The sequence below is a fragment of the Micromonospora sp. NPDC002575 genome, assembly GCF_042889525.1.
GTDB lineage: Bacteria > Actinomycetota > Actinomycetes > Mycobacteriales > Micromonosporaceae > Micromonospora > Micromonospora carbonacea.
Window position 1 is genome coordinate 1 of the sequence record NZ_JBIARA010000036.1, and the last position, 20273, is coordinate 20273.

General features: G+C 73.3%; 20 protein-coding genes and 1 pseudogene. 13 read left to right on the forward strand and 8 right to left on the reverse strand.

Going from position 1 to position 20273, the window contains the following annotated elements:
• Nucleotides 1-123: 123 nt before the first annotated feature.
• Entirely contained in the window at nt 124-1707 is a 1584-nt protein-coding gene (locus ACFYWL_RS30300; protein WP_386979947.1) for an acyl-CoA carboxylase subunit beta, read from the reverse strand.
• Between the two features lie 155 nt (nt 1708-1862).
• Between ACFYWL_RS30300 and ACFYWL_RS30305 the strand changes: the two genes are divergently transcribed.
• Nucleotides 1863-2738, forward strand: a complete 876-nt coding sequence (locus tag ACFYWL_RS30305; RefSeq protein WP_386979950.1) for a biotin--[acetyl-CoA-carboxylase] ligase — start codon at nt 1863-1865, stop codon at nt 2736-2738.
• A gap of 213 nt (nt 2739-2951) precedes the next feature.
• A complete protein-coding gene (locus ACFYWL_RS30310; protein WP_386979953.1) occupies nt 2952-3524 on the forward strand; it encodes a PH domain-containing protein in 573 nt (190 codons plus the stop codon).
• Nucleotides 3525-3573: 49 nt separating this feature from the next.
• Here the strand turns inward: ACFYWL_RS30310 and ACFYWL_RS30315 are convergent, their stop codons facing one another.
• From ACFYWL_RS30315 to ACFYWL_RS30325, 3 genes are all read right to left on the reverse strand, one after another.
• Nucleotides 3574-4242, reverse strand: coding sequence for a MaoC/PaaZ C-terminal domain-containing protein (locus ACFYWL_RS30315; protein ID WP_386979956.1), 669 nt, complete (start codon nt 4240-4242; stop codon nt 3574-3576).
• A 23-nt stretch (nt 4243-4265) separates the two neighbouring features.
• Nucleotides 4266-5009 carry a GtrA family protein gene (locus ACFYWL_RS30320; protein WP_386979959.1) on the reverse strand — a complete coding sequence of 248 codons (744 nt, stop codon included), beginning with the start codon at nt 5007-5009 and terminating at the stop codon, nt 4266-4268.
• Between the two features lie 62 nt (nt 5010-5071).
• Nucleotides 5072-5629 (reverse strand): GtrA family protein, encoded by a 558-nt coding sequence (locus ACFYWL_RS30325; RefSeq protein ID WP_386980029.1) that lies wholly within the window; start codon nt 5627-5629, stop codon nt 5072-5074.
• 490 nt (nt 5630-6119) lie between these two features.
• Between ACFYWL_RS30325 and ACFYWL_RS30330 the strand changes: the two genes are divergently transcribed.
• Genes ACFYWL_RS30330 through ACFYWL_RS30345 form a run of 4 tightly spaced genes read left to right on the forward strand, consistent with a single transcriptional unit; the run spans nt 6120 to nt 10834 of the window.
• Nucleotides 6120-7964, forward strand: a complete 1845-nt coding sequence (locus tag ACFYWL_RS30330) for a phosphoenolpyruvate carboxykinase (GTP) (protein ID WP_386979962.1) — start codon at nt 6120-6122, stop codon at nt 7962-7964.
• A 37-nt stretch (nt 7965-8001) separates the two neighbouring features.
• Nucleotides 8002-8865 (forward strand): hypothetical protein, encoded by an 864-nt coding sequence (locus ACFYWL_RS30335; protein WP_386979965.1) that lies wholly within the window; start codon nt 8002-8004, stop codon nt 8863-8865.
• 24 nt (nt 8866-8889) lie between these two features.
• Nucleotides 8890-10032: a geranylgeranyl reductase family protein gene (locus ACFYWL_RS30340; protein ID WP_386979967.1), complete on the forward strand. Its 1143-nt coding sequence runs from the start codon at nt 8890-8892 to the stop codon at nt 10030-10032.
• Nucleotides 10033-10063: 31 nt separating this feature from the next.
• Nucleotides 10064-10834, forward strand: a complete 771-nt coding sequence (locus ACFYWL_RS30345; protein WP_386979970.1) for an isoprenyl transferase — start codon at nt 10064-10066, stop codon at nt 10832-10834.
• Between the two features lie 48 nt (nt 10835-10882).
• Here the strand turns inward: ACFYWL_RS30345 and otsB are convergent, their stop codons facing one another.
• The 3 genes from otsB to ACFYWL_RS30360 form a co-directional block, all read right to left on the reverse strand.
• A complete protein-coding gene (gene otsB, locus ACFYWL_RS30350) occupies nt 10883-11707 on the reverse strand; it encodes a trehalose-phosphatase (protein WP_386979973.1) in 825 nt (274 codons plus the stop codon).
• 69 nt (nt 11708-11776) lie between these two features.
• A complete protein-coding gene (locus ACFYWL_RS30355) occupies nt 11777-12130 on the reverse strand; it encodes a hypothetical protein (protein WP_386979976.1) in 354 nt (117 codons plus the stop codon).
• A gap of 160 nt (nt 12131-12290) precedes the next feature.
• Nucleotides 12291-12731, reverse strand: a complete 441-nt coding sequence (locus ACFYWL_RS30360; protein WP_386979979.1) for an XRE family transcriptional regulator — start codon at nt 12729-12731, stop codon at nt 12291-12293.
• 265 nt (nt 12732-12996) lie between these two features.
• Here ACFYWL_RS30360 and ACFYWL_RS30365 point away from each other — a divergent pair, with 265 nt between their 5' ends.
• The 6 genes and pseudogenes from ACFYWL_RS30365 (at nt 12997) to ACFYWL_RS30390 (ending at nt 18478) form a co-directional block, all read left to right on the forward strand.
• Nucleotides 12997-13392, forward strand: a complete 396-nt coding sequence (locus ACFYWL_RS30365; protein WP_386979982.1) for a hypothetical protein — start codon at nt 12997-12999, stop codon at nt 13390-13392.
• Nucleotides 13389-13676, forward strand: a pseudogene (locus ACFYWL_RS30370) (hypothetical protein); the annotation flags it as partial. The gene ACFYWL_RS30365 and the pseudogene ACFYWL_RS30370, both read left to right, overlap by 4 nt.
• A 475-nt stretch (nt 13677-14151) precedes the next feature.
• The gene (locus ACFYWL_RS30375) at nt 14152-15561 is read left to right on the forward strand and encodes a PhoH family protein (RefSeq protein ID WP_386979985.1); all 1410 of its coding nucleotides are present in this window, start codon (nt 14152-14154) and stop codon (nt 15559-15561) included.
• Between the two features lie 285 nt (nt 15562-15846).
• The gene (locus tag ACFYWL_RS30380) at nt 15847-16548 is read left to right on the forward strand and encodes a lytic transglycosylase domain-containing protein (RefSeq protein WP_386979988.1); all 702 of its coding nucleotides are present in this window, start codon (nt 15847-15849) and stop codon (nt 16546-16548) included.
• Between the two features lie 138 nt (nt 16549-16686).
• Nucleotides 16687-17343 carry a rhomboid family intramembrane serine protease gene (locus tag ACFYWL_RS30385; RefSeq protein WP_386979991.1) on the forward strand — a complete coding sequence of 219 codons (657 nt, stop codon included), beginning with the start codon at nt 16687-16689 and terminating at the stop codon, nt 17341-17343.
• A gap of 166 nt (nt 17344-17509) precedes the next feature.
• Nucleotides 17510-18478 (forward strand): NAD(P)/FAD-dependent oxidoreductase, encoded by a 969-nt coding sequence (locus ACFYWL_RS30390; RefSeq protein WP_386979994.1) that lies wholly within the window; start codon nt 17510-17512, stop codon nt 18476-18478.
• Nucleotides 18479-18489: 11 nt separating this feature from the next.
• On the opposite strand, the gene ACFYWL_RS30395 is transcribed toward ACFYWL_RS30390, so the two are convergent.
• Entirely contained in the window at nt 18490-19182 is a 693-nt protein-coding gene (locus ACFYWL_RS30395) for a TetR/AcrR family transcriptional regulator (RefSeq protein WP_386979998.1), read from the reverse strand.
• 144 nt (nt 19183-19326) lie between these two features.
• Here ACFYWL_RS30395 and ACFYWL_RS30400 point away from each other — a divergent pair, with 144 nt between their 5' ends.
• Nucleotides 19327-20271 carry an NAD-dependent epimerase/dehydratase family protein gene (locus tag ACFYWL_RS30400; RefSeq protein WP_386980001.1) on the forward strand — a complete coding sequence of 315 codons (945 nt, stop codon included), beginning with the start codon at nt 19327-19329 and terminating at the stop codon, nt 20269-20271.
• Nucleotides 20272-20273 lie beyond the last annotated feature (2 nt).

Genomic DNA, 20273 nt, shown 5'->3' on the forward strand with positions numbered 1-20273 from the left:
GAAGAACTCTGCCTTGACCTCAGCGGAAACGACCACGGTCCTCGCAACCCCCAGAAGAACTAGGCGTTGCGAGGACCGCTAGACCCCAAGCAGAATGCGTTAACAGGGGGCCCTTCCTTGCACCTAGAGCGGGATGTTGCCGTGCTTCTTCGGCGGGAGCGTCTCGCGCTTGGTGCGCAGCACCCGCAGCGCCCGGACGATCTGGGCACGCGTCTCGTGCGGCGGGATCACCGAGTCGACGTACCCGCGCTCGGCGGCGATGTACGGGTTGGCGAGGGTGTCCTCGTACTCGGCGATCTTCTCGGCGCGCACGGCGGCCGGGTCCTCGGCGGTGGCCAGCTCCTGCCGGTACAGGATGTTGACCGCGCCCTGCGCGCCCATCACCGCGATCTGCGCGGTCGGCCAGGCGAAGTTCAGGTCCGCGCCGAGGTGCTTGGAGCCCATCACGTCGTACGCCCCGCCGTACGCCTTGCGGGTGATCACCGTGACCTTCGGGACGGTCGCCTCGGCGTACGCGTAGATGAGCTTCGCGCCCCGGCGGATGATGCCGTCCCACTCCTGGCCGGTGCCGGGCAGGAACCCGGGGACGTCCACGAAGGTCAGCACGGGGATGTTGAACGCGTCGCAGGTGCGCACGAACCGGGCCGCCTTCTCCGACGCGGCGATGTCCAGGGTGCCGGCGAGGTGCATCGGCTGGTTGGCCACCACGCCGATTGGGCGGCCCTCGACGCGGCCGAAGCCGACCACCATGTTCTGCGCGTACAGCGGCTGGACCTCCAGGAACTCCCCGTCGTCGAGGACGCGCTCGATGACCCGCTGCATGTCGTACGGCTGGTTGGCCGAGTCCGGGATCAGCGTGTCCAGCTCCCGGTCGGAGTCCGTGACGTCGAGGAGCGCGGGGGCGTCGAAGACCGGCGGCTCGTCCAGGTTGTTCGACGGCAGGTACGACAGCAGCGCCTTGACGTACTCGATCGCGTCGTCCTCGTCCGCGCCGAGGTAGTGCGCGTTGCCGCTGCGCGCGTTGTGCGTCCGCGCGCCGCCCAGCTCCTCCATGCCCACGTCCTCGCCGGTGACCGTCTTGATCACGTCGGGGCCGGTGATGAACATGTGCGAGGTCTGGTCGACCATCACGGTGAAGTCGGTGACCGCCGGGGAGTAGACCGCGCCGCCCGCGCACGGGCCCATGATCAGGGAGATCTGCGGGATGACGCCGCTGGCCCGCACGTTGCGGAAGAAGATCTCGCCGTAGAGCCCGAGGGACGCCACGCCCTCCTGGATGCGCGCCCCGCCGGAGTCGTTGATGCCGATCACCGGGCAGCCGATCTTCATGGCCAGGTCCATCACCTTGACGATCTTGGAGCCGAAGACCTCGCCGAGGGAGCCGCCGAAGACCGTGAAGTCCTGCGCGAAGACGCACACCTGCCGGCCGTCGACCGTGCCGTAGCCGGTGATCACCCCGTCGCCGTACGGGCGGGTGCGCTCCAGGCCGAAGTTGGTGGACCGGTGCCGGGCGAACTCGTCCAGCTCGACGAAGGACCCCTCGTCGAGCAGCAGCTCGATCCGCTCCCGCGCCGTCTTCTTGCCCCGGGCGTGCTGCTTTTCGACCGCACGCGCCGACCCGGCGTGCACCGCCTCGTCGACCCGTCGCTCCAGGTCCGCCAACTTGCCCGCCGTGCTGTGGATGTTGATCCCGGTCTTGTTGGTCACCCACGGAATATAACGATGGTTCAGGCGGCCGGCGGTGTGCAGTACGCCTCAGTAACCGCGCCGGACCAGGCCCGACCCTGAACGAGGCCGGCGTCCGCCGCCGGGCGGCCGGCCGGCGTCCGCCGCCGTGGGCGCGCGGGCCGTAGGCTGGCGGGATGCCCGGCTCGCCGTACACCGACCTGGACCGCCCGCCGCTGTCGGCGGCCCGGCTGCGCCGCGCGCTGACCGCCCCGCACGGCCCGTGGGCCCGGCTGGAGCTGCGCGCCGAGACCGGGTCGACCAACGCGGACGTGGCGGAGGCGGCCCGGTCCGGCGAGCCGGAGGGCCTCGTGGTGGTCGCCGAGCGGCAGACCGCCGGCCGGGGGCGACGCGGCCGGGCCTGGCAGTCGCCGCCCCGCGCCGGCATCGCGACCAGCGTGCTGCTGCGGCCCGGCGAGGCCGTCGCGGAGCGCGGCTGGCCGGCGGTCCCCGCCACCGGGTACGGCTGGCTGCCGCTGCTCGCCGGCGTCGCGCTCGTCGAGGCGGTGGCTCGGCTCGCCGAGCTGGACGCCGCCCTCAAGTGGCCCAACGACCTGCTGATCGGCGACGCCAAGTGCGCCGGCATCCTGGCCGAGGCGGTGCCCGGCCCGACGCCGGAGCAGCCCTCGGCGATCGTCCTCGGCATCGGCCTCAACGTCACCCTGCGCGCCGACGAGCTGCCGGCGAACCCGACCGGCCTGCCGGCCACCTCGCTCCAGCTCGCCGGTGCCGCCGCCACCGACCGGGACCCGCTGCTGCGTGCCCTGCTGCGCTCCGTCGCCGACTGGTACGACCGCTGGCGTCGCGCCGGCGGCGACGCGGTGGCCAGCGGGCTGCGCGAGGCGTACGTGGCGGCCTGCGCGACGGTCGGCCGGCCGGTGCGGGTGCTGCTGCCCGGCGGGCAGGAGGTGACCGGCACCGCGACCGGCGTGGACGCCGACGGGCGGTTGCTGGTCGACACGCCGGCCGGCCCCCGCACCCTGGCGGCGGGCGACGTCCTGCACCTGCGGTGAAAGGAAGGGCCCCCTGTTAACGCCTACGGTAGAGAAGGGTCCCCTTCTCACGCCCGGGGGCGGTCGCGGCGCTGCACGCCCGGGGGGCGGTCGCGGCGCGGCACGCGGGCGGTCGCGGCGCGGCACGCGCGAAAGCCACCGCACCGGGTGATCCGCGCGGGGGCGTCGACCCGCTACGGTCAGCTCGTCCGGTTTCTGGCGAGGAGGTTCGGCGTGGCGTTTCCCGAAGACGTGCTCACCGAGGACGAGCACGTCGTGTTGCACCTGCACCCGCACTGGAAGGCCGTGGTGCGTCCGGTCCTGGTGCTGGTGCTCGCCGTCGCGGCCGTGGTGGCGGGCTGGATCCTGCTCCCGGACGGCGACGCCGCGGCCATCGCGCTGTACGTCCTCGCGGGGCTGGCGGTGCTGCTGGTGCTCTGGCTCGGGCTCTGGCCGTTCCTGGTCTGGCGCAGCACCCACTACCTGTTCACCAACGAGCGCGTGCTGCTCCAGCAGGGCGTCCTCTCCCGGGACCGGCGGGACATCCCGCTCACCCGGATCAACGACCACGCGATGAGTCAGCGTTTCGTCGAGCGGCTGCTCGGCTGCGGCACCCTGACCATCGAGTCGGCCGGCGAGCGGGGGCAGTCGGTGCTCGCCGACGTCCCGCACGTCGACAAGGTCCAGACCAAGTTGTACGAGCTGGTCGAGGCGCACCACGACCGGCACTCCCTCGGCGACGGCGAGATGCGCGACATCCTCGCGGACATGCGCGAGGGCAAGCCGCTGCGCGATCCGTCGGCCTGATCCCGCCGCCCGCCGCCCGCCGCCGCGCTGGGCGGGAGGCGGACGGCGGTCAGCCGGGGCGGAGGGTGAACCAGCCGCGGAAGCGGGTGCGCAGCACCTCCTGTGCCGGCTGACCGTCGGGGCCGAGGCGGAACATGGTGCCGGTGAGGCTGACGGTGCCCAGGCCGGGGCGGGCGGCGGAGGGGCGGGCGCCCATCACGTCGAGGCGGGCCGCCAGGCGGTCGCCGGCGCGGACGGGGGCCAGCCAGCGCAGCTCCTCCAGGCCGGGGGAGGCGTCCGCCGCGGCCCGGGCCAGCACGTGGTCGACGTACGCGCGCATGAAGAGGCTGACCGTGTAGAAGCCGCTGGCGATCAGCCCGCCGTGGTGGCTGGCGGCGGCGCGCTCGGCGTCGACGTGGTACCACTGCGGGTCGAACCGGCGGGCGAAGGCGACCATCTCTGCGCCGTCGACCCGCACCTCGCCGAGGTCGAAGGTGCGCCCGGGCGTCAGGTCCTCGAAGAACAGCTCGGCCGGAGCGCCGGTGCCCGACCGGGCCGGTTGGGTCGCCGGTGTCGCGCCGGTCGGTTCGGTCGCCTCCGTCGCGCCCGCCGCACCGTTCGCGCTCGTCGCCCCGTTCGTGGCCTCCGACCCGTTCGTGGCCTCCGACCCGTCGGCTGCGTTCGGCCCCGCAGCTGCGGCCGGTTGGGGCGCTGCGGCCGGTTGGGGCGCTGCGGTCACGCTCGTCACCTCTGTCACCTCACTCACCGCCGGCGTCGGCGGGTGCCGGCGTGCAGCTCCTCGGCGAGTTCGGCCGCCAGCTCACCGTCGAGCGCGTTGCCGAGCCCCGCGTCGGCCGGCGCGGGCCGGCCCTGTGCGGGTGTCGGCACCCCGTACGCGGTGGCGGGCTCGTCGGGGCCGACCGCCGGCCGCGACCCGGCGGGGCCCGGCTTCGGCTCGGACTCCTCCAGCTCGGTCACGGACTCGGCCAGCTCGGCCACCGGGTCCAGCTCGGCCATCGTGTCCCACTCGTCGCGGGGGATGGTGTGCCAGGTGTCGGTCGCCGGCTCGGCGGGGGCGGGCTGGAAGACGAACGTCCGGTAGGACCAGAAGCGGAACAGGGTGGCCAGCAGCACGCCGCCGGTCTTCGCCACGTTGAGGGCGAGCAGGCTGGTCATGCCGAGGCCGTACTTGGCCGCCGCCAGGACGCCGAGCTCGATGAGCAGGCCGGTCGCGTTGAACAGGAAAAAAAGGGCGTATTCGCGGCGCAGGGCGGATTTCGGGCGATCCCGGTACGTCCAGTGCCGATTCATCAGATACGACGTGATCGTCGCCACGATGGTGGCGACGACAGTTGCCTTCAATTGGCCGTCGCGGAACACCGTGAGTGCCAGCGCGTTGAACACCGCGTAATTGATGGCGGTGTTGATGCCGCCGACGACGCCGAACTTGAGCGCCTCGTGGATGAACTTCTGCCAGCGCTCAGGCAGCAGACGGACAAGACGCATGCGCAACACCTTAGGCGAGTGGGCGGGCCGGGCCGGTCCGGCCGGACGAGATGGGCGGCGGGTCACGCCGGAGGATCCCGGTCGGTTGCCGCATCCGAGGCCGTCCGGGCTCCCGCTTCCGCGACCCTCGGGGTTCCCGCTTCGGCGAAGACGAACCGTCGGTACGACCAGAACCGGAACAGCGTGCCGAGCCCGGTGCCCACGACGAAGCTGGCGATGTTGTCGGCGAGCGCGGTCTGGAAGACCCCGGGCCAGATGGCGCCCAGGCCGTACCGGCTGATGGCGAGGCAGGCCACCGCGATGCCCATGCCCACCCCGTTGAAGAAGAAGAACAGCGCGTACTCGCGCGCGGGGTTGGAGCGTTGGCGGTGCCGCCACGTCCAGAACCGGTTGCCGAGGAAGGCCAGGCTCGCGGCGATCACCGTGGAGATCGTCTTCGCGGTGACCTGCTCGACGCCCCGCGCGGCGAGGTAGTTGAACAGGGCGATGTCGACGACGAACGCGACGCTGCCGACGGTGGCGAACTTGCTCAGCTCGCGGATCAGGTGACCGAAGCGGTCGATGAGGGCACGGACGATGCCGGGTCGGGTCGGCGGGGACCCTGGTTGGTCACCGGTCATCGTCGCGGCCACCCGCTGAGCGTACCGGTTGCCCGCTGTGCGGGCGGGTAGCTGCGGCCGGTCGGAACCGGTGGCGCGGCCGGGCGGCCGGGGGCGGACGGAGCGTAACCGGCCGGAAGGCAATTCGCGGATCGTTTCGGGAATGCGCATCCGCGCTCAGCTTCGCGCATTCCGTCGGCGCTTCACGGATGTCACCGGAACCCTCGTCCGCATCACCCGTCGCGCCCGGCCCGTCAGTTCTCGCAGGGCCTGGACCTCGGCGAAGGTCGCGGAAGAATTTGCGTGAAACTGCGCGTGAAAGCGGGTATCAGATCGCGATGCCGCAGCGTGCCCGTACCTTGTGCAGTTCTTCACAACCAGTCCCACTGACTCGCGACGTCGCCCGGTTTACGCTGAGGCCAATCCCAGGTTTCCACGAAGGCGACGCCTCGCGCCGTCACCACTCGTGCATGCCGCAGTCCGGTCAGCGTCGACCACAAGGAGATGTGTCATGGTTGCTCCGGCCACCGTTCGGGGGATCGATCAGGCCCCGACGTCCCACCCCAAACTGCTCGCCTGGGTCCGTGAGGTAGCGGAACTGACCACTCCCGACCGGGTCGTCTGGGTGGACGGGTCCGATGAGGAGTGGCGTCGCCTCACCGACGAACTCGTCGCCAGCGGCACCCTGATCCGGCTCAACCCGGAGAAGAAGCCGAACTCGTTCTACGCCCGCACCGACCCCTCGGACGTCGCCCGCGTCGAGGAGCGCACGTTCATCTGTTCGGTGGACTCCGCGGACGCCGGCCCCACCAACAACTGGATGGCGCCGGCCGAGATGAAGCGGACGATGACGCAGCTCTACCGCGGCAGCATGCGCGGTCGCACCATGTACGTCATCCCGTTCTGCATGGGCCCCGTCGAGGCCGAGAACCCCATGTTCGGGGTCGAGATCACCGACAGCCCGTACGTGGTGGCCTCGATGCGCATCATGACCCGGATGGGCGCGAAGGTCCTGGCGGCGATGGGCGACGACGCGGACTTCGTGCACGCCCTGCACTCGATCGGCGCCCCGCTCGCGCCCGGCCAGCAGGACGTGGCCTGGCCGTGCAACGAGACGAAGTACATCTCGCACTTCCCGGAGACCCGGGAGATCTGGTCCTACGGCTCCGGCTACGGCGGCAACTCGCTGCTCGGCAAGAAGTGCTACTCGCTGCGCATCGCCAGCGTGATGGGCCGGGACGAGGGCTGGCTCGCCGAGCACATGCTGATCCTCAAGATCACCTCGCCGGAGGGGCGGGTCTACCACGTCGCCGGGGCGTTCCCGTCGGCCTGCGGCAAGACCAACCTGGCCATGCTGGAGCCGACCATCCCCGGCTGGAAGGTCGAGACGATCGGCGACGACATCGCCTGGATGCGGTTCGGCCCGGACGGCCGGCTCTACGCGGTGAACCCGGAGTACGGCCTGTTCGGCGTCGCCCCGGGCACCGACTGGAAGACCAACGCCAACGCGATGCGCACGCTCGACCGGGGCAACTCCATCTTCACCAACGTCGCCCTCACCGACGACGGCGACATCTGGTGGGAGGGCATGGGCGAGCCGCCGGCGCACCTGGTCGACTGGAAGGGCAACGACTGGACGCCGCAGAGCGAGGGCCTGTCCTCGCACGCGAACAGCCGGTTCTGCACCCCGATCACGCAGTGCCCGATCCTCGCCGACGACTACTACGACCCCAACGGGGTGCCGATCGACGCGATCCTGTTCGGCGGCCGGCGGCGGGACACCATCCCGCTGGTCACCGAGGCCCGGGACTGGGTGCACGGGGTCTACCTGGGGGCGACGCTGTCCTCGGAGACCACGGCCGCCGCGTCCGGCGCGGTCGGCGTGGTGCGCCGCGACCCGATGGCGATGCTGCCGTTCATCGGCTACCACGCCGGTGACTACTTCCGGCACTGGATCGAGATGGGCAAGGGCGTCGACGGCGACGAGGCCAAGCTGCCCAAGGTCTACTACGTCAACTGGTTCCGCAAGGACGCCGAGGGCAACTTCCTCTGGCCGGGCTTCGGCGAGAACGCCCGGGTGCTCAAGTGGATCATCGAGCGGATCGAGGGTCGCGCCGACGCCGTCGAGACCCCGATCGGCATGGTCCCGGCGCAGGACGCGCTGGACGTCGACGGCCTCGACATGACCCCGGAGGACGTCCGGATCGCCCTGAAGGTCGACCCGGACGAGTGGCGCGAGGAGCTGCCGCTGGTCACCGAGTGGTTCGAGAAGTTCGGCGACAAGCTGCCCGGCGTCCTCTGGGCCGAGCTCGACGCGCTGCGCGCCCGGCTCGACCAGGAACAGCCCCGCCGGTAGGTGTGCCGGTTGCCCGCACCGGGCACCATCGGATGCCATGAGGACGGCCGCCGCGACCACCGAGGTCCGGCGGCCGTCCGCCGTCCGGGCCCTGACCACCCTGCTGGCCGTCACGGCGGCGGCCACCGTCGTGGTCGAGCTGCTCAACTGGTGGTACGCCCCGGAGCAGGGCTTCGGCCTGGCCGTGCGCACCGGCTGGGCGATGCTGCGCTCGCTGGGCTTCCTGCTGCTGATCGGGCACGTGCGCCGGGGACGCGCCCTGGCCCGGCCGTTCGGGCTGATCCTCGCCGTCACCACCGTCTTCGCCGTCGGCCGGCTGGTCGTGCCGAGGCAGGGCGTGCCGCCGCTGCCAGGGCTGCTCGGCTTCGCCCTGCTCACCGGGCTCTGCGTGGCGGTCGTCTGGCTGTTCTACCGCTCCGACGCCGTCGCCGGCCACCTGGTCCGGCACCGCAGGGGCCTGGTCGTCGAGGGCGGGACGATCGCCTGGCGGGAGGTCGCCCCGAAACGACCCCCGGTCACCGGCTGGCTGCTCACCAGCCGGGCCGCCGCGTTCACGTACAGCCCACTGATGCTCGTCCCGGCCCTGGTGGCCGTCGGCGTCGTGTTCGACGGCCGGCCCGCCGCCGGGCCCGCCGTGCTGTTCTGGTTCGCCGCCGGGATCGCCGTCAGCTACGCCGTGCTGTTCTGCACCGCCTTCCTCCTGCGCGGCCGGCGCTGGGCCCGCCGCCTGCTGGTCGCGATCACCCTCGGCGTGCTCGCCGTGGACCTGCCGCTGTGCTGGTGGCTGCTCGGCGTCGACGGCCTGGTCCGCGACGGCGCCCCGTTGCTCGCCGCCGCCGTCCTGGCGTTGTACGGGGTGTGGCGCGCCGGCCGGGCGGAGGCCACGCCGACGCCGGGCTGAGCCGCGCGGGACAGGGGAGACGCGATGGGGGACGAGTACGACGTGGCGGTGGTCGGTGCGGGTCCGGCCGGGGCCGCCGCCGCGCTGGCCGCCCGCCGGGCCGGCGCGCGGGTGCTGCTGCTGGACCGGGCCGACTTCCCCCGGGACAAGGCGTGCGGGGACGGCGTCGCCGCGCACGCGCTGGACGTCCTCGCCCGGCTGGGCGTCGCCGGCGCCGTCGACGGGTACGCCCCGCTGCCCCGGATCCGGCTGGTCGGCCCCGGCGGCGACGCGGTGGCGCGGGCGCTGCCCCGGCCCGCGTACACGGTGCCCCGGGAGGTGTTCGACGCCCGGCTCGTGGCGGCGGCGGTCGCGGCCGGCGCGGAGCTGCGCCGGCACGTTGTGCGGCGGGTCGAGCCGAGCGGCGGGCGGGTCGTGCTCGACGGCGAGATCGCCGCGCGGGCCGTGGTCGGGGCGGACGGCGCGTCGTCGGTCGTGCGGCGGGCGCTCGGCCACCCGGTGAACCCCGACCGCCACCTGGCCCTGGCGATGCGGGGATACGCGCCGGCCCGTCCCGGCCCGCCCGAGCAGCTCATCGTCACCTCCGGCCCGCGCTGGCCGGCGTACGCCTGGTCGTTCCCGATCGGCGACGGCCGGGCGAACGTCGGGTACGGGGAGGTGCTGCGCGGCGAGCCGCTGACCCGGGCGCACCTGCTGGACCGGCTGGCCGCGCTGCTGCCCGACGTCGACCCGGCGACGGTGACCGGGCTGCGCGCCCACCACCTGCCGCTGTCCACGCACCGCCCGCCGCCCGGGCGGGGCCGGCTGCTGCTCGCCGGGGACGCGCTGTCGTTGATCAACCCGTTCACCGGGGAGGGGATCTTCTACGCGCTGCTCTCCGGCGCGCTGGCCGGCGCGGCGGCGGCCGGCGATCCCGCCCACGCCGCCCGCGGCTACGCCGCCGCGCTGCGCCGCCGCCTCGGCGTGCACCTGCGGCACAGCTCGGCCGCGGCCTGGCTGGCCCGCCGCCGGTGGGTCGTCGACGCGGCGGTGCGGGCGGCCCGGCGCGACGAGCGGGTCTTCGGCACGGTCGTCGAGCTGGGTCTCGGCGACGGTCGGCTGGACGCGCGGACCCTCGCGATGATCGGTGTCGGTCTCTCGGCGCGGCATCGGCCACCGAAGGGTTGAAGCGCGCGCGGGGTCGCTACTCTGCAAGGTGATGACTCTGCGGAATCTCCTCTACTCCGTGTACGAGCGGCGGCTGACGGCCACGCTCGCGGGCAAGCCGGTGCCCCGGCACGTGGGCGTCATGTGCGACGGAAACCGTCGCTGGGCGCGGGAGATGGGCTTCGTCGACCCGAACGACGGGCACCGCATGGGCGCGGAGCGGATCAAGGAGCTGCTGCGCTGGTGCGACGCCGCCGGCGTCGGGCACGTGACGCTGTGGCTGCTGTCGACGGACAACCTGTCCCGCCCGGCGGAGGAGCTGGACCCGCTGCTGCAGATCATCGAGGACCTGTCGACCGAGCTGGCCGAGGAGGGCAACCCCTGGCGGCTGCGCATGGTCGGCGCGCTCGACGTGCTCCCGGCGCACCACGCGGCGGCGCTCAAGGCCGCCGAGGAACGCACCCGGCAGCGCACCGGCGGCGCGCAGGTCAACATCGCCGTCGGGTACGGCGGCCGGCGCGAGATCGCCGACGCCGTCCGCTCGTTGCTGCACGAGCACGCGGCGGCCGGCGGCACCATCGAGGAGCTGGCCGAGACCCTCGACGTCGACCACATCTCCGAGCACCTCTACACCCGGGGCCTGCCCGACCCGGATCTGATCATCCGGACCAGCGGCGAGCAGCGCCTGTCGGGCTTCATGCTCTGGCAGTCGGCCCACTCGGAGTTCTACTTCTGCGAGCTCAACTGGCCCGACTTCCGCCGGGTCGACTTCCTGCGCGCCCTGCGCTCGTACGCCAACCGGCAGCGCCGCTTCGGCGTCTGACCCGCCCGGGCGCGCCCAGGACGGGGCGGTGGCCGGGGCGCGCCCGGCTCACCGCAGGCGCGGCAGGGCCTCGGTGAGGAAGTCGCCGAGGGCGGCGGGGGAGTCGATGGTCAGGTCGGCGGCCTCGGCGACCTCGTGGCCGGTCTCCGGGTTGGCCACGGCCACGCAGACCCCGAGGAACTCCGGGTCCGCCGCCGACCGGGCGCGCAGCGCCGCGAACGCCTTGATGTCGGAGACGTCGTCGCCGAAATACCATGCCCCGCCGGCGTCCCGGACCACCTCGCCGATCACCATGCCCTTGTCGCGGTCGACCGGGGGCTTGATCTCCAGCACCATCCGGCCGGCCTGCACGCGCAGCCCGAGCCGCTCGGCCTGGGCCTCGCCCCACTCCTCCACGACCTCGCGGAGCTGGGGGGCGGTGCGCCAGTGCAGCGCCACGGAGAGCCGCTTGAACTCCACCAGCGCGCCGGGCGGCAGCTCGGCGCGGGCGAGGTCGGCCAGCTCCCGCATGGTCGGCACCCAGGGCAGCGCGGCGGGCTCGGTGACGGTCTCGCCGCCGGAGTGGCTGTGCTCCAGGCCGTAGAGGCCGTAGAGGTCGATGCCGGCCAGCCCACCGAGGTGGTCGCGGAGGAACTCCACCGGGCGGGCGGAGACGATGGCGACGCGGCGCACCAGCGGCGCGAGGGCCTCGATCGCGGCCAGCACCTTCGGCGCGGGCTGCACGGCGGTCGGGTCGTCGTCGACGGGCGCGAGTGTGCCGTCGAAGTCGAAGAAGAGGACGGTGTCGGACGCCCGGCCGGCGGTCGCCTGCCAGGCCTGGTCGGCGTCCAGCGGGGTCTTCGGCTGCTGGTTGCCCAGATTCAACGGCGGCACGCGCGACAGCGTACCCCGGCGCGGGCCACTCATTCGTGGTCGAGACGAGGCGCTGCGGCCAGGACCCGGTCAGCGTTCGGCGGCCCCCCGGCCCCGGCGTCCGAACGGAAGGACCTCGGCGTCCTGGCCGTGGCTGAGCAGGTAACCCTCCACGAAGCCGGCGTTGCGGTCGCCGGTGCGCGTCTCGATCTCGGCGAGCCGGGCCACCAGGAACTCGGTGAGCGCGCTGATCCGGTCGTTGAGCCGTTCGTGCAGCTCGGCGACGACGGCCAGGACGACCGCGGTGCCGGCGGTGGTGAGGGCGAGGAGGTTGGCGACCACGGGAAGCTCCCCCTCGCCGACCACGCCGATCACCACGTTGCCGGTCAGGGCCGAGGTCAGCGCCACCGCCGCGACCACGACTGCGAACCACTTCAGGGTCATCGACAGACCCCTCCTTCTGTCCCGCAGGGCTGGGTGCGGCCTTGTCCCGTCCCCCGCCGACGACGAGCCCAAGCAGTACGGATAGGACGCTAGCGTGCCCGTTCCGGCCCCGGAGCGAAACGATTGGGTACGGTCCACCGTTCTTTCGCCATCTGAGGAACTAGCCCGCCCGATTACCCCTTTTTCGGACATCTGTCGGGAGACTTGGGCGATACGCGAGGTATCTAATGGTTTCTCGGATGTGGAACTTCTCCGCGTCGGAGACGTGGGGGTCGACCAGCCGGCGCAACAGCGCCTCGACGTCCGGGTCCATCGGGGGCGGGGCGGTGGCCGCCCGGGGGGTGGTGGCGCGCTCCCAGCCCAGCGCTGCGAAGGCCGCCGTCGGGCTGAGGCCGAGCCCCTCGCAGAAGGCGACCACCCGCTCGGCCTCGGGGTCGCTGGCCCAGTCGCCGCGCACCCAGCGGTTGATGGTCTGCCGGGAGACCCCGGTGCGGCGGGAGACCTCGGTGCCGCTCCAGGCGCGCATGGCCCGGGCGTCGTCGAGGGCCCGGCGGACGAAGGCGGCGAAGGCGATCTTCCGGGCGTGAGCGCTCTCGGTCACCCCGTGACGGTACGGCCAGCCGGATCCACTGGGGACGCCGGGCGCGCCAATGTCACGTGAATGAGACGCACGTAACTGGTCGTGCCCGGCCCTTCGTGAGGGTGATTCCAAGCCGTATCACCTGCGCAGGATAGGAGCACGTCAGTGGCGGGGTAATCGGACGAAAAGCTGATACTGTCACGTTCATGGGACAGTTTACCGTGTGTCACGTGCACGAGACGACTGGTGCTCGCCTGCGTCCCTTCCCCGTCCGCAGGGGGGCACGGTGACCGAACTCGCCACCCGTGAGCAGGCGTTCGGCCTGGTCGCGGAGGGAGTGGCCGCGGGGTTGAGCGCCCCCTGGCGGCTCTACCTCGCCCGCGGCTGCCGCTACCTGTCGCTGAACGTGGGCGACCGGGCGGAGTGGGACGCCTGGCGGACCCACCTCAACTGCCCGGAGCTCAGTGTCCGGGTCTACGACGCCGGCGGCGAGATCCGCCGCTGCTCCGTCGCCGAGCTCGTGCTCGACGGGTGCCGGATCAGCGTCGAGCTGGTCGAGGAGGTCAGCACCGACGACCTGGAGCGGCTGCTGGTCGCCGACCCGACCGGCACCGGTGTCGACCCCGCCGGCACGGACCCGACCGGCACCGACCCCACCGGCACGGAACCGGAGGAGCGGTGAGCCCCTTCGTCGCGGTCGTCCTCGTCCTCGTCCTCGGCTCGGCCAGCTACGCCGCCGGACGGCTGCACGGCCAGCTCAGCTACCGCATCGGCTACCGGTTCGGCTACCGGCAGGGCTACTACGACGGCGACCGGGGCGCGTGGAACCGCCGCCGCCGGGAGGCCCAGGCCGCCATCGCCTCGGCCCTCGCCGGCCCCCCGCCGGCCGTCCGGCGCGGCCCGACCGCGCGGCAGGGCACCACGTACACCGGCTCCGCCTTCGCCGCCTCCGCCGCGCCCCCCGCCCCGCTGGCGAACCCGGCCGGCGTTGTCGCGGTCGCCGCCACGGCCAGCGCCGGCGTCCGGGCGGCGGCCGGCGGCCCGGCGGGCGTCGGCGGCCGGCACCCCGCCGTCCTGGTCCGGTGGCAGAACTGACCCGGCCGACGGACCCGGTGCGACGTCCGCGGCGGACGCGCACCGCCGGGACCACGTCAGACCGGTGACGGTGGTCCCACCGGCCGGGATGCGCGCAGGGGGCATGCATCCCGGCCGGCCCGCCGCGCCCGTTCACCGGCGCGTCTCCCGAGATCCACGAGCCAACCTCTAGCCGGGACGCCGTGGCGCGGCTAGCGTCTAGTCATGGCGCGGGATTCCCCCCGGGCCAGCCGGCCAGCCCGGATTCTGCGACCTCGCGCACGGGGCCCGCATCCGACCCCGTGTCCCCGGGCACCGGACGAGGCGGAACGCGGATGGCCGGGTGCCCATCCGCCGGAGCAGGCCTGTGACGACTCGCCGTACCCTCGCCGGTGCCGACCAGACCCCGGCCGCGACTGCCACGACCCGCCGCGCCACCCGGAGCCGCCGCGCGGCGACGCCGGTCGAGCCCGAGGAGCCCCGACCAGCCGGCCAGGCGTTCGTCCTGGACACGTCGGTCCTGCTCTCGGACCCGGCGGCCTTCCACCGGTTCGCCGAGCACGAGGTGGTCCTGCCCCTCGTGGTCATCTCCGAGCTGGAGGGCAAGCGGCACCACCCCGAGCTGGGCTGGTTCGCCCGGCAGTCCCTGCGCATGCTGGACGAGCTGCGCGTGCGCCACGGCCGGCTGGACCGGCCGGTGCCCGCCAACGACGCCGGCGGCACCCTGCGGGTGGAGCTGAACCACACCGACGACGGCGTGCTGCCCCCCGGCTTCCGCAACGAGTCCAACGACGCCCGGATCCTCTCGGTGGCGCTCAACCTGGCCGCCGAGGGGCGGGACGTGACGCTGGTGAGCAAGGACATGCCGCTGCGGGTCAAGGCGGCCTCGGTCGGGCTGCGCGCCGACGAGTACCGGCACGGCCAGGCCAGCGACCCGACCTGGACGGGGATGTCCGAGCTGGCGCTGGGCGACGACGAGATCTCCGCGCTCTACGCCGGCGAGACCCTCGACCTGGACGGAGCGGCCGGGCTGCCCTGCCACACCGGCCTGGTGCTGCACTCCGGGCGCGGCTCCGCGCTCGGCCGGGTGCTGCCCGACAAGACGGTCCGGCTGGTCCGGGGCGACCGGGAGGCGTTCGGCGTCCACGGCCGCTCGGCCGAGCAGCGGGTCGCCCTCGACCTGCTGCTGGACGAGTCGATCGGGATCGTCTCGCTGGGCGGGCGGGCCGGCACCGGCAAGTCGGCGCTGGCGCTGTGCGCGGGCCTGGAGGCGGTGATGGAGCGTCGCCGGCACAAGAAGGTGATCGTCTTCCGCCCGCTGTACGCCGTCGGCGGCCAGGAGCTGGGCTACCTCCCCGGCTCCGAGACGGAGAAGATGTCGCCCTGGGCGCAGGCCGTCTTCGACACCCTCGGCGCGGTGGTGCACGAGAACGTGCTGGAGGAGGTCATGGCGCGGGGGATCCTGGAGGTCCTGCCGCTCACCCACATCCGGGGCCGCAGCCTGCACGACGCCTTCGTCATCGTCGACGAGGCCCAGTCGCTGGAGCGGGGCGTCCTGCTCACCGTGCTCTCCCGGATCGGCCAGGGGTCGCGGGTGGTGCTCACCCACGACGTCGCCCAGCGGGACAACCTGCGGGTAGGCCGGCACGACGGCGTGACCGCGGTGATCGAGACCCTGAAGGGGCATCCCCTGTTCGCACACGTCACGCTGAACCGGTCCGAGCGGTCGCCGATCGCGGCGATGGTGACGGATCTGTTGGAGGAGATCCCGTTCTGACCGAGATCATGCCTGTCTAGTCACCCTTTAGCATGATTCTGCCTGTGGCCCAGATCACAATTGGGGCTGGTGGTTTCCCATCAGCCTCACTGTGCGCGATGGTGTCCATCGAGCGTCCACGCACCGCCAAGATCGTCCGTTCCCGTCGGGCACCCGACGGCGAGGAGCGGCAAGGGCGAGTGCGTCGGCTGCGACCGGCAGGGTCGGGGCGCTCACGGCGCGGGCCGGGTCCCTCCTCGGGCCAGGGTCGCGCCGTGTCCGTGCCCCCGACGAAGGGACCACTTCGTGAGTCGGCTGTGGAGCCGGTTCGGCGCCCGTACCGCCGCCGTCGCACTGCTCTCCGTGGGCGTTGCCGGCGGCTTCTATCTGGGCGAAGACCGGGAAACCCAGCAACAGGGCCTGACCGCGCAGGTCGGCCTCCAGGTGGACCAGGCCGAGTTCGACTACCAGCGCGAGCGGCAGGCCCAGCACCGGATCGTCTCCGCCGAGAAGCGGGCCGCCGAGTACCAGGCCGAGAAGCGGGCCGCCGCGGCGGCCAAGGAGGCCGCCGACCGGGCCCGCGAGGCCGAGGCGGCGTCCCGCAAGCGCGAGCGCGAGGCGGCGGCGAAGAAGGCCGCGGAGAAGGCGGCGGCGGCCAAGGCGGGCAAGCCGTACGACGGCCCGATCCCCGCCTCGTGCAGCGAGTACGGCGGCAACCGGAAGATCGGCTGCGCGCTGATGATCGACGCCGGCTTCGGCATCGACCAGTTCCCGTGCCTGGACAAGCTCTGGACCAAGGAGAGCGGCTGGAACCCCAAGGCCCACAACTCCTCGTCCGGCGCGCACGGCATCCCGCAGGCGGTGCCGGGCAGCAAGATGGCCTCGGTCGGCGACGACTGGGAGACCAACCCGGCCACCCAGATCAAGTGGGGCCTCGGCTACATCAAGGGCCGCTACAGCTCGCCGTGTTCGGCGTGGAGCCAGTCGCAGAGCGAGGGCTGGTACTGATCCGCTGAGCACTGCCTCATCGAGCACCGCGACGGCGGGGCGGACGCGTTTGCGGCGTCCGCCCCGCCGTCGTCGTTTCCGCCGGCGGCCCCGCCGCCCGGGTGGCGGTCGGGCGGGATTGCTGATAGCTGTTTGGGCATGACGCTGCACGACGGCCCCCCTGGCGGCGACCCGCGACGCTTCGGCACCGAGGCCTTCTACGCCTCGATCGGCCGCGCCTTCGTCGCCATGTGCGCCGTCGTGCCGGTGCTCTTCCTGGTCGAGGCCCTCGACGTCGGCCTCGGCATCGACCTCGACCTGGCCGGCGGCATCATCCCGCGGCACATCGACGGGCTCGACGGGGTGCTCTTCTCGCCGTTCCTGCACGCCGACTTCAACCACCTCTACAGCAACAGCGTGCCGCTGATCCTGCTCGGCACCTTCGTGCTCGCCGCCGGCTTCCGGCGGTTCATGTGGTCCACCCTGGTCATCGTGCTGGTCAGCGGGCTGGGCGTGTGGTTCACCGGCTCACCCAACTCGGTCGTGGTCGGGGCCAGCGGCGTCATCTTCGGCTACCTGGGCGTCCTGCTCACCCGGGGCGTGGTCGAGCGGAGCTGGTGGAACTTCGCGGTCGTGCTGCTGGTCGGCCTGCTCTACGGCTGGCAACTGCTCGGCATCCTCCCCACCGACGAGCGGATCTCCTGGCAGGGGCACCTGTTCGGGCTGGTCGGCGGCGTGGTCGCCGCGATCCTGTTCCGGCGTCGCCGGGCCGAGGACGACCCGTACGACCTGGACTCCCCGCCCCTGCGGGGGTAAGGAAGGGCCCCCTGTTAACGCCTGCGGTAGAGAAGGGCACCCTTCTCACCCGGCGCGCTGGGGCGCGACCGCGCCCGACGTGGGACGGTGCTTGATCCGGACCCGGCGCGCGCCTACCGTCGGCATCAGCACGCGTTGATCCGTGAGCGGAAAGCGACGGTACGCTATGCCCGAGGTCGATGTCGCAGTGATCGGTGCGGGGCCGACGGGCCTCTTCGCCGCGTACTACGCCGGGTTCCGGGGGCTCTCCGTCGCCGTGGTCGACGCGCTGCCCGAGGCCGGCGGCCAGATCACCGCGATGTACCCGGAGAAGCTGATCCTCGACGTGGCCGGGTTCCCGGCCGTCAAGGGGCGGGACCTGGTGGCCAACCTGGTCGCCCAGGCCGCGCCGTTCCAGCCGAGATACCTGCTCGGCACCCGGGCCGAGAAGCTGTCGCACACCGACGGGCAGCCGGTGCTCGGCCTCGCCGGTGGCGAGCAGCTCACCTGCGGGGCGGTGGTCATCACCGGCGGCCTGGGCAGCTTCACCCCGCGTCCGCTGCCGGTCGCCGACAGCTTCACCGGCACGGGGATCGTCTACTTCGTTCCGGAGCCGGCCGCGCTGGCCGACCGGGACGTGCTGATCGTCGGCGGCGGCGACTCCGCGTTCGACTGGGCGCTGGCGCTGGAGCCGCTGGCCCGCTCGGTGACCCTGGTGCACCGGCGGGAGCGGTTCCGCGCGCACGCCGCCACCGTCGCCCGGGTGCAGCAGTCGTCCGTGCGGATCGTCGTCAACGCCGAGGTCACCCGGCTGCACGGCGACAGCGCGGTGACCGGCGTGGAGATCACCGTGAAGGGCGCGCCGCCCGAGGCGTTGCCCGTGGACACGGTGGTGGCCGCCCTCGGTTTCACCGCCGACCTCGGCCCGATCGCCGAGTGGGGGCTGCGGCTGGACCGCCGGCACATCCTGGTGGACAGCGCGATGGCGACGAACCTGCCCCGGGTCTTCGCCGCCGGGGACATCACCGAATACCCGGGCAAGGTGCGGCTCATCGCCACGGGCTTCGGGGAGGCCGCGACGGCGGTCAACAACGCCGCCGTCGCCATCGACCCGTCCGCCCACCTCTTCCCGGGCCACTCCTCCGACGCACCCTGACCGCGCCCCGGTCAGCGGGGGAGGCCGATGAGGTCGGCCATCAGTCCGGTCTGGTGCGCGAAATACTCGGCGCGGTGCGGCAGGGTGCGGTCGATCCGGCCGAACAGCTCGAAGCTGATCAGGCCGAAGAGCTGCGTCCAGCCGGCCATGCAGCGGGCGAGCAGCGCCTCGGGCAGCCCCGGGGCGAGGGCGGCGGCGATCTCCGCGAGGTCCGCCCGCAGCGGCTCGGGCAGCTCGCCGGGATCGGGGGCGGCGATGCGGCCGGCGGCCAGCCCGTCGCGAAGGATGCCGACCAGCACGGCCGGCGGGCGCATCGCCGGCCCGAGCGTGTCGGCCGGGGCGGCGTAACCGGGGACCGGGCTGCCGTAGAGCAGGGCGTACTCGGCGGGGTGGGCCAGGGCCCAGTCCCGGGCCGCCCGGCAGGCGGCGTGCCAGCGCCCGCGCGGGTCGAGCCGGTCCGCGCCCGCGTCGGCCGCCTCCACGGCCGCTCCCAACGCGTCGTACGCCTCGACGATCAGCGCGGTGAGCAGGTCGTCGCGGCTCGGGAAGTAGCGGTAGAGGGCCGAGGAGACCATCCCCATGTCCCGGGCGACCGCGCGCAGGCTGAGGTTGGCGCCGTCGGTGGCGAGGTGGCGGCGGGCGACGGCCTTGATCTCGTCGAGCATCTCGGCGCGTACGCGGGCGCGGATCGAGGGAGCGGGCATGCCCCCACTCTGCCACGCTGGAGAGCGCGGATCAACATAGAGAGCACCGCTCTTGACGGCGGCCCCTCCGAGGCGTCATGCTGGGTGCACCAGATCGAGAGCGCCGCTCTCGTTCCGTACCCCCGATTCGAAGGGTGACCTGTGATGTCGCTGCATGTGATCGTCGGCACCGGACCCGTCGGCACCGCCACCGCCCACCTCCTGGCAGCCGCCGGCGAGCGGGTCCGGGTGGTCACCCGGCGCGGCACCGGCCCGGAGCACCCGGCCGTCGAGCGGGTCGCCGCCGACGCCGCCGACCCGGACCGGCTCGCCGCCCTCGCCGACGGCGCGGTCGCGCTCTACAACTGCGCCAACCCGGCCTACCACCGCTGGCCGACGGACTGGCCGCCGCTGGCCGCCGCGCTGCTCACCGCCGCCGGGCGCGCCGGAGCCGTGCTCGCCACGGTCGGCAACCTCTACGGGTACGGGCCGGTCGACGGACCGATGACCGAGGACACCCCGACGGTGGGGGGCGGCACGAAGGGGCAGGTCCGCAACCGGATGTGGGCCGAAGCGGTCGCCGCCCACCGGGCGGGGCGGGTCCGGGTGACCGAGGTGCGCGGCTCCGACTACCTCGGCATCGGCGCGCTGTCGCTGCCGATGATGCTGCTGCCCCGGGTGCTCGACGGACGCCGGGCGGTGCTGCCCGTCGACTTCGACGCCCCGCACACCTGGACGTACGTCGACGACGTCGCCCGTACCCTCGTGCGGGCCGCCGCCGACGAGCGCGCCTGGGGCCGGGCCTGGCACGTGCCCAGCCCGCCCGCCGTCTCCGCGCGCGAGCTGGCCGTGCGGGCCGCCGCCCTGGCCGGCGCCCCCGCCCCGAGGCTCACCCGGCTGCCGTACCCGGCGCTGTGGCTGGGCGGGCTGGCCAACCCGTTCGCGCGGGAGCTACGCGAGACGGCGTACCAGTTCGACCGGCCCTTCCTGATGGACTCGACCGCGGCCACCGAGACCCTCGGCGTCGAGCCGACCCCGCTGGGCAGCGCGCTCGCACAGACCGTCGCGGCCCTGCGCGCAACCCCCGCCCCCCGTCGCCCGCTGCGCTGAGC

Bases quoted from the DNA above. Each gene is read 5' to 3' on its own strand.
- ACFYWL_RS30305 (WP_386979950.1), top strand. From the start codon at position 1,863: ATGCCCGGCTCGCCGTACACCGACCTGGACCGCCCGCCGCTGTCGGCG.
- ACFYWL_RS30320 (WP_386979959.1), bottom strand. From the start codon at position 5,009: ATGCGTCTTGTCCGTCTGCTGCCTGAGCGCTGGCAGAAGTTCATCCAC.
- ACFYWL_RS30325 (WP_386980029.1), bottom strand. From the start codon at position 5,629: ATGACCGGTGACCAACCAGGGTCCCCGCCGACCCGACCCGGCATCGTC.
- ACFYWL_RS30330 (WP_386979962.1), top strand. From the start codon at position 6,120: ATGGTTGCTCCGGCCACCGTTCGGGGGATCGATCAGGCCCCGACGTCC.
- ACFYWL_RS30335 (WP_386979965.1), top strand. From the start codon at position 8,002: ATGAGGACGGCCGCCGCGACCACCGAGGTCCGGCGGCCGTCCGCCGTC.
- ACFYWL_RS30340 (WP_386979967.1), top strand. From the start codon at position 8,890: ATGGGGGACGAGTACGACGTGGCGGTGGTCGGTGCGGGTCCGGCCGGG.
- ACFYWL_RS30345 (WP_386979970.1), top strand. From the start codon at position 10,064: ATGACTCTGCGGAATCTCCTCTACTCCGTGTACGAGCGGCGGCTGACG.
- ACFYWL_RS30355 (WP_386979976.1), bottom strand. From the start codon at position 12,130: ATGACCCTGAAGTGGTTCGCAGTCGTGGTCGCGGCGGTGGCGCTGACC.
- ACFYWL_RS30385 (WP_386979991.1), top strand. From the start codon at position 16,687: ATGACGCTGCACGACGGCCCCCCTGGCGGCGACCCGCGACGCTTCGGC.
- ACFYWL_RS30390 (WP_386979994.1), top strand. From the start codon at position 17,510: ATGCCCGAGGTCGATGTCGCAGTGATCGGTGCGGGGCCGACGGGCCTC.
- ACFYWL_RS30395 (WP_386979998.1), bottom strand. From the start codon at position 19,182: ATGCCCGCTCCCTCGATCCGCGCCCGCGTACGCGCCGAGATGCTCGAC.
- ACFYWL_RS30400 (WP_386980001.1), top strand. From the start codon at position 19,327: ATGTCGCTGCATGTGATCGTCGGCACCGGACCCGTCGGCACCGCCACC.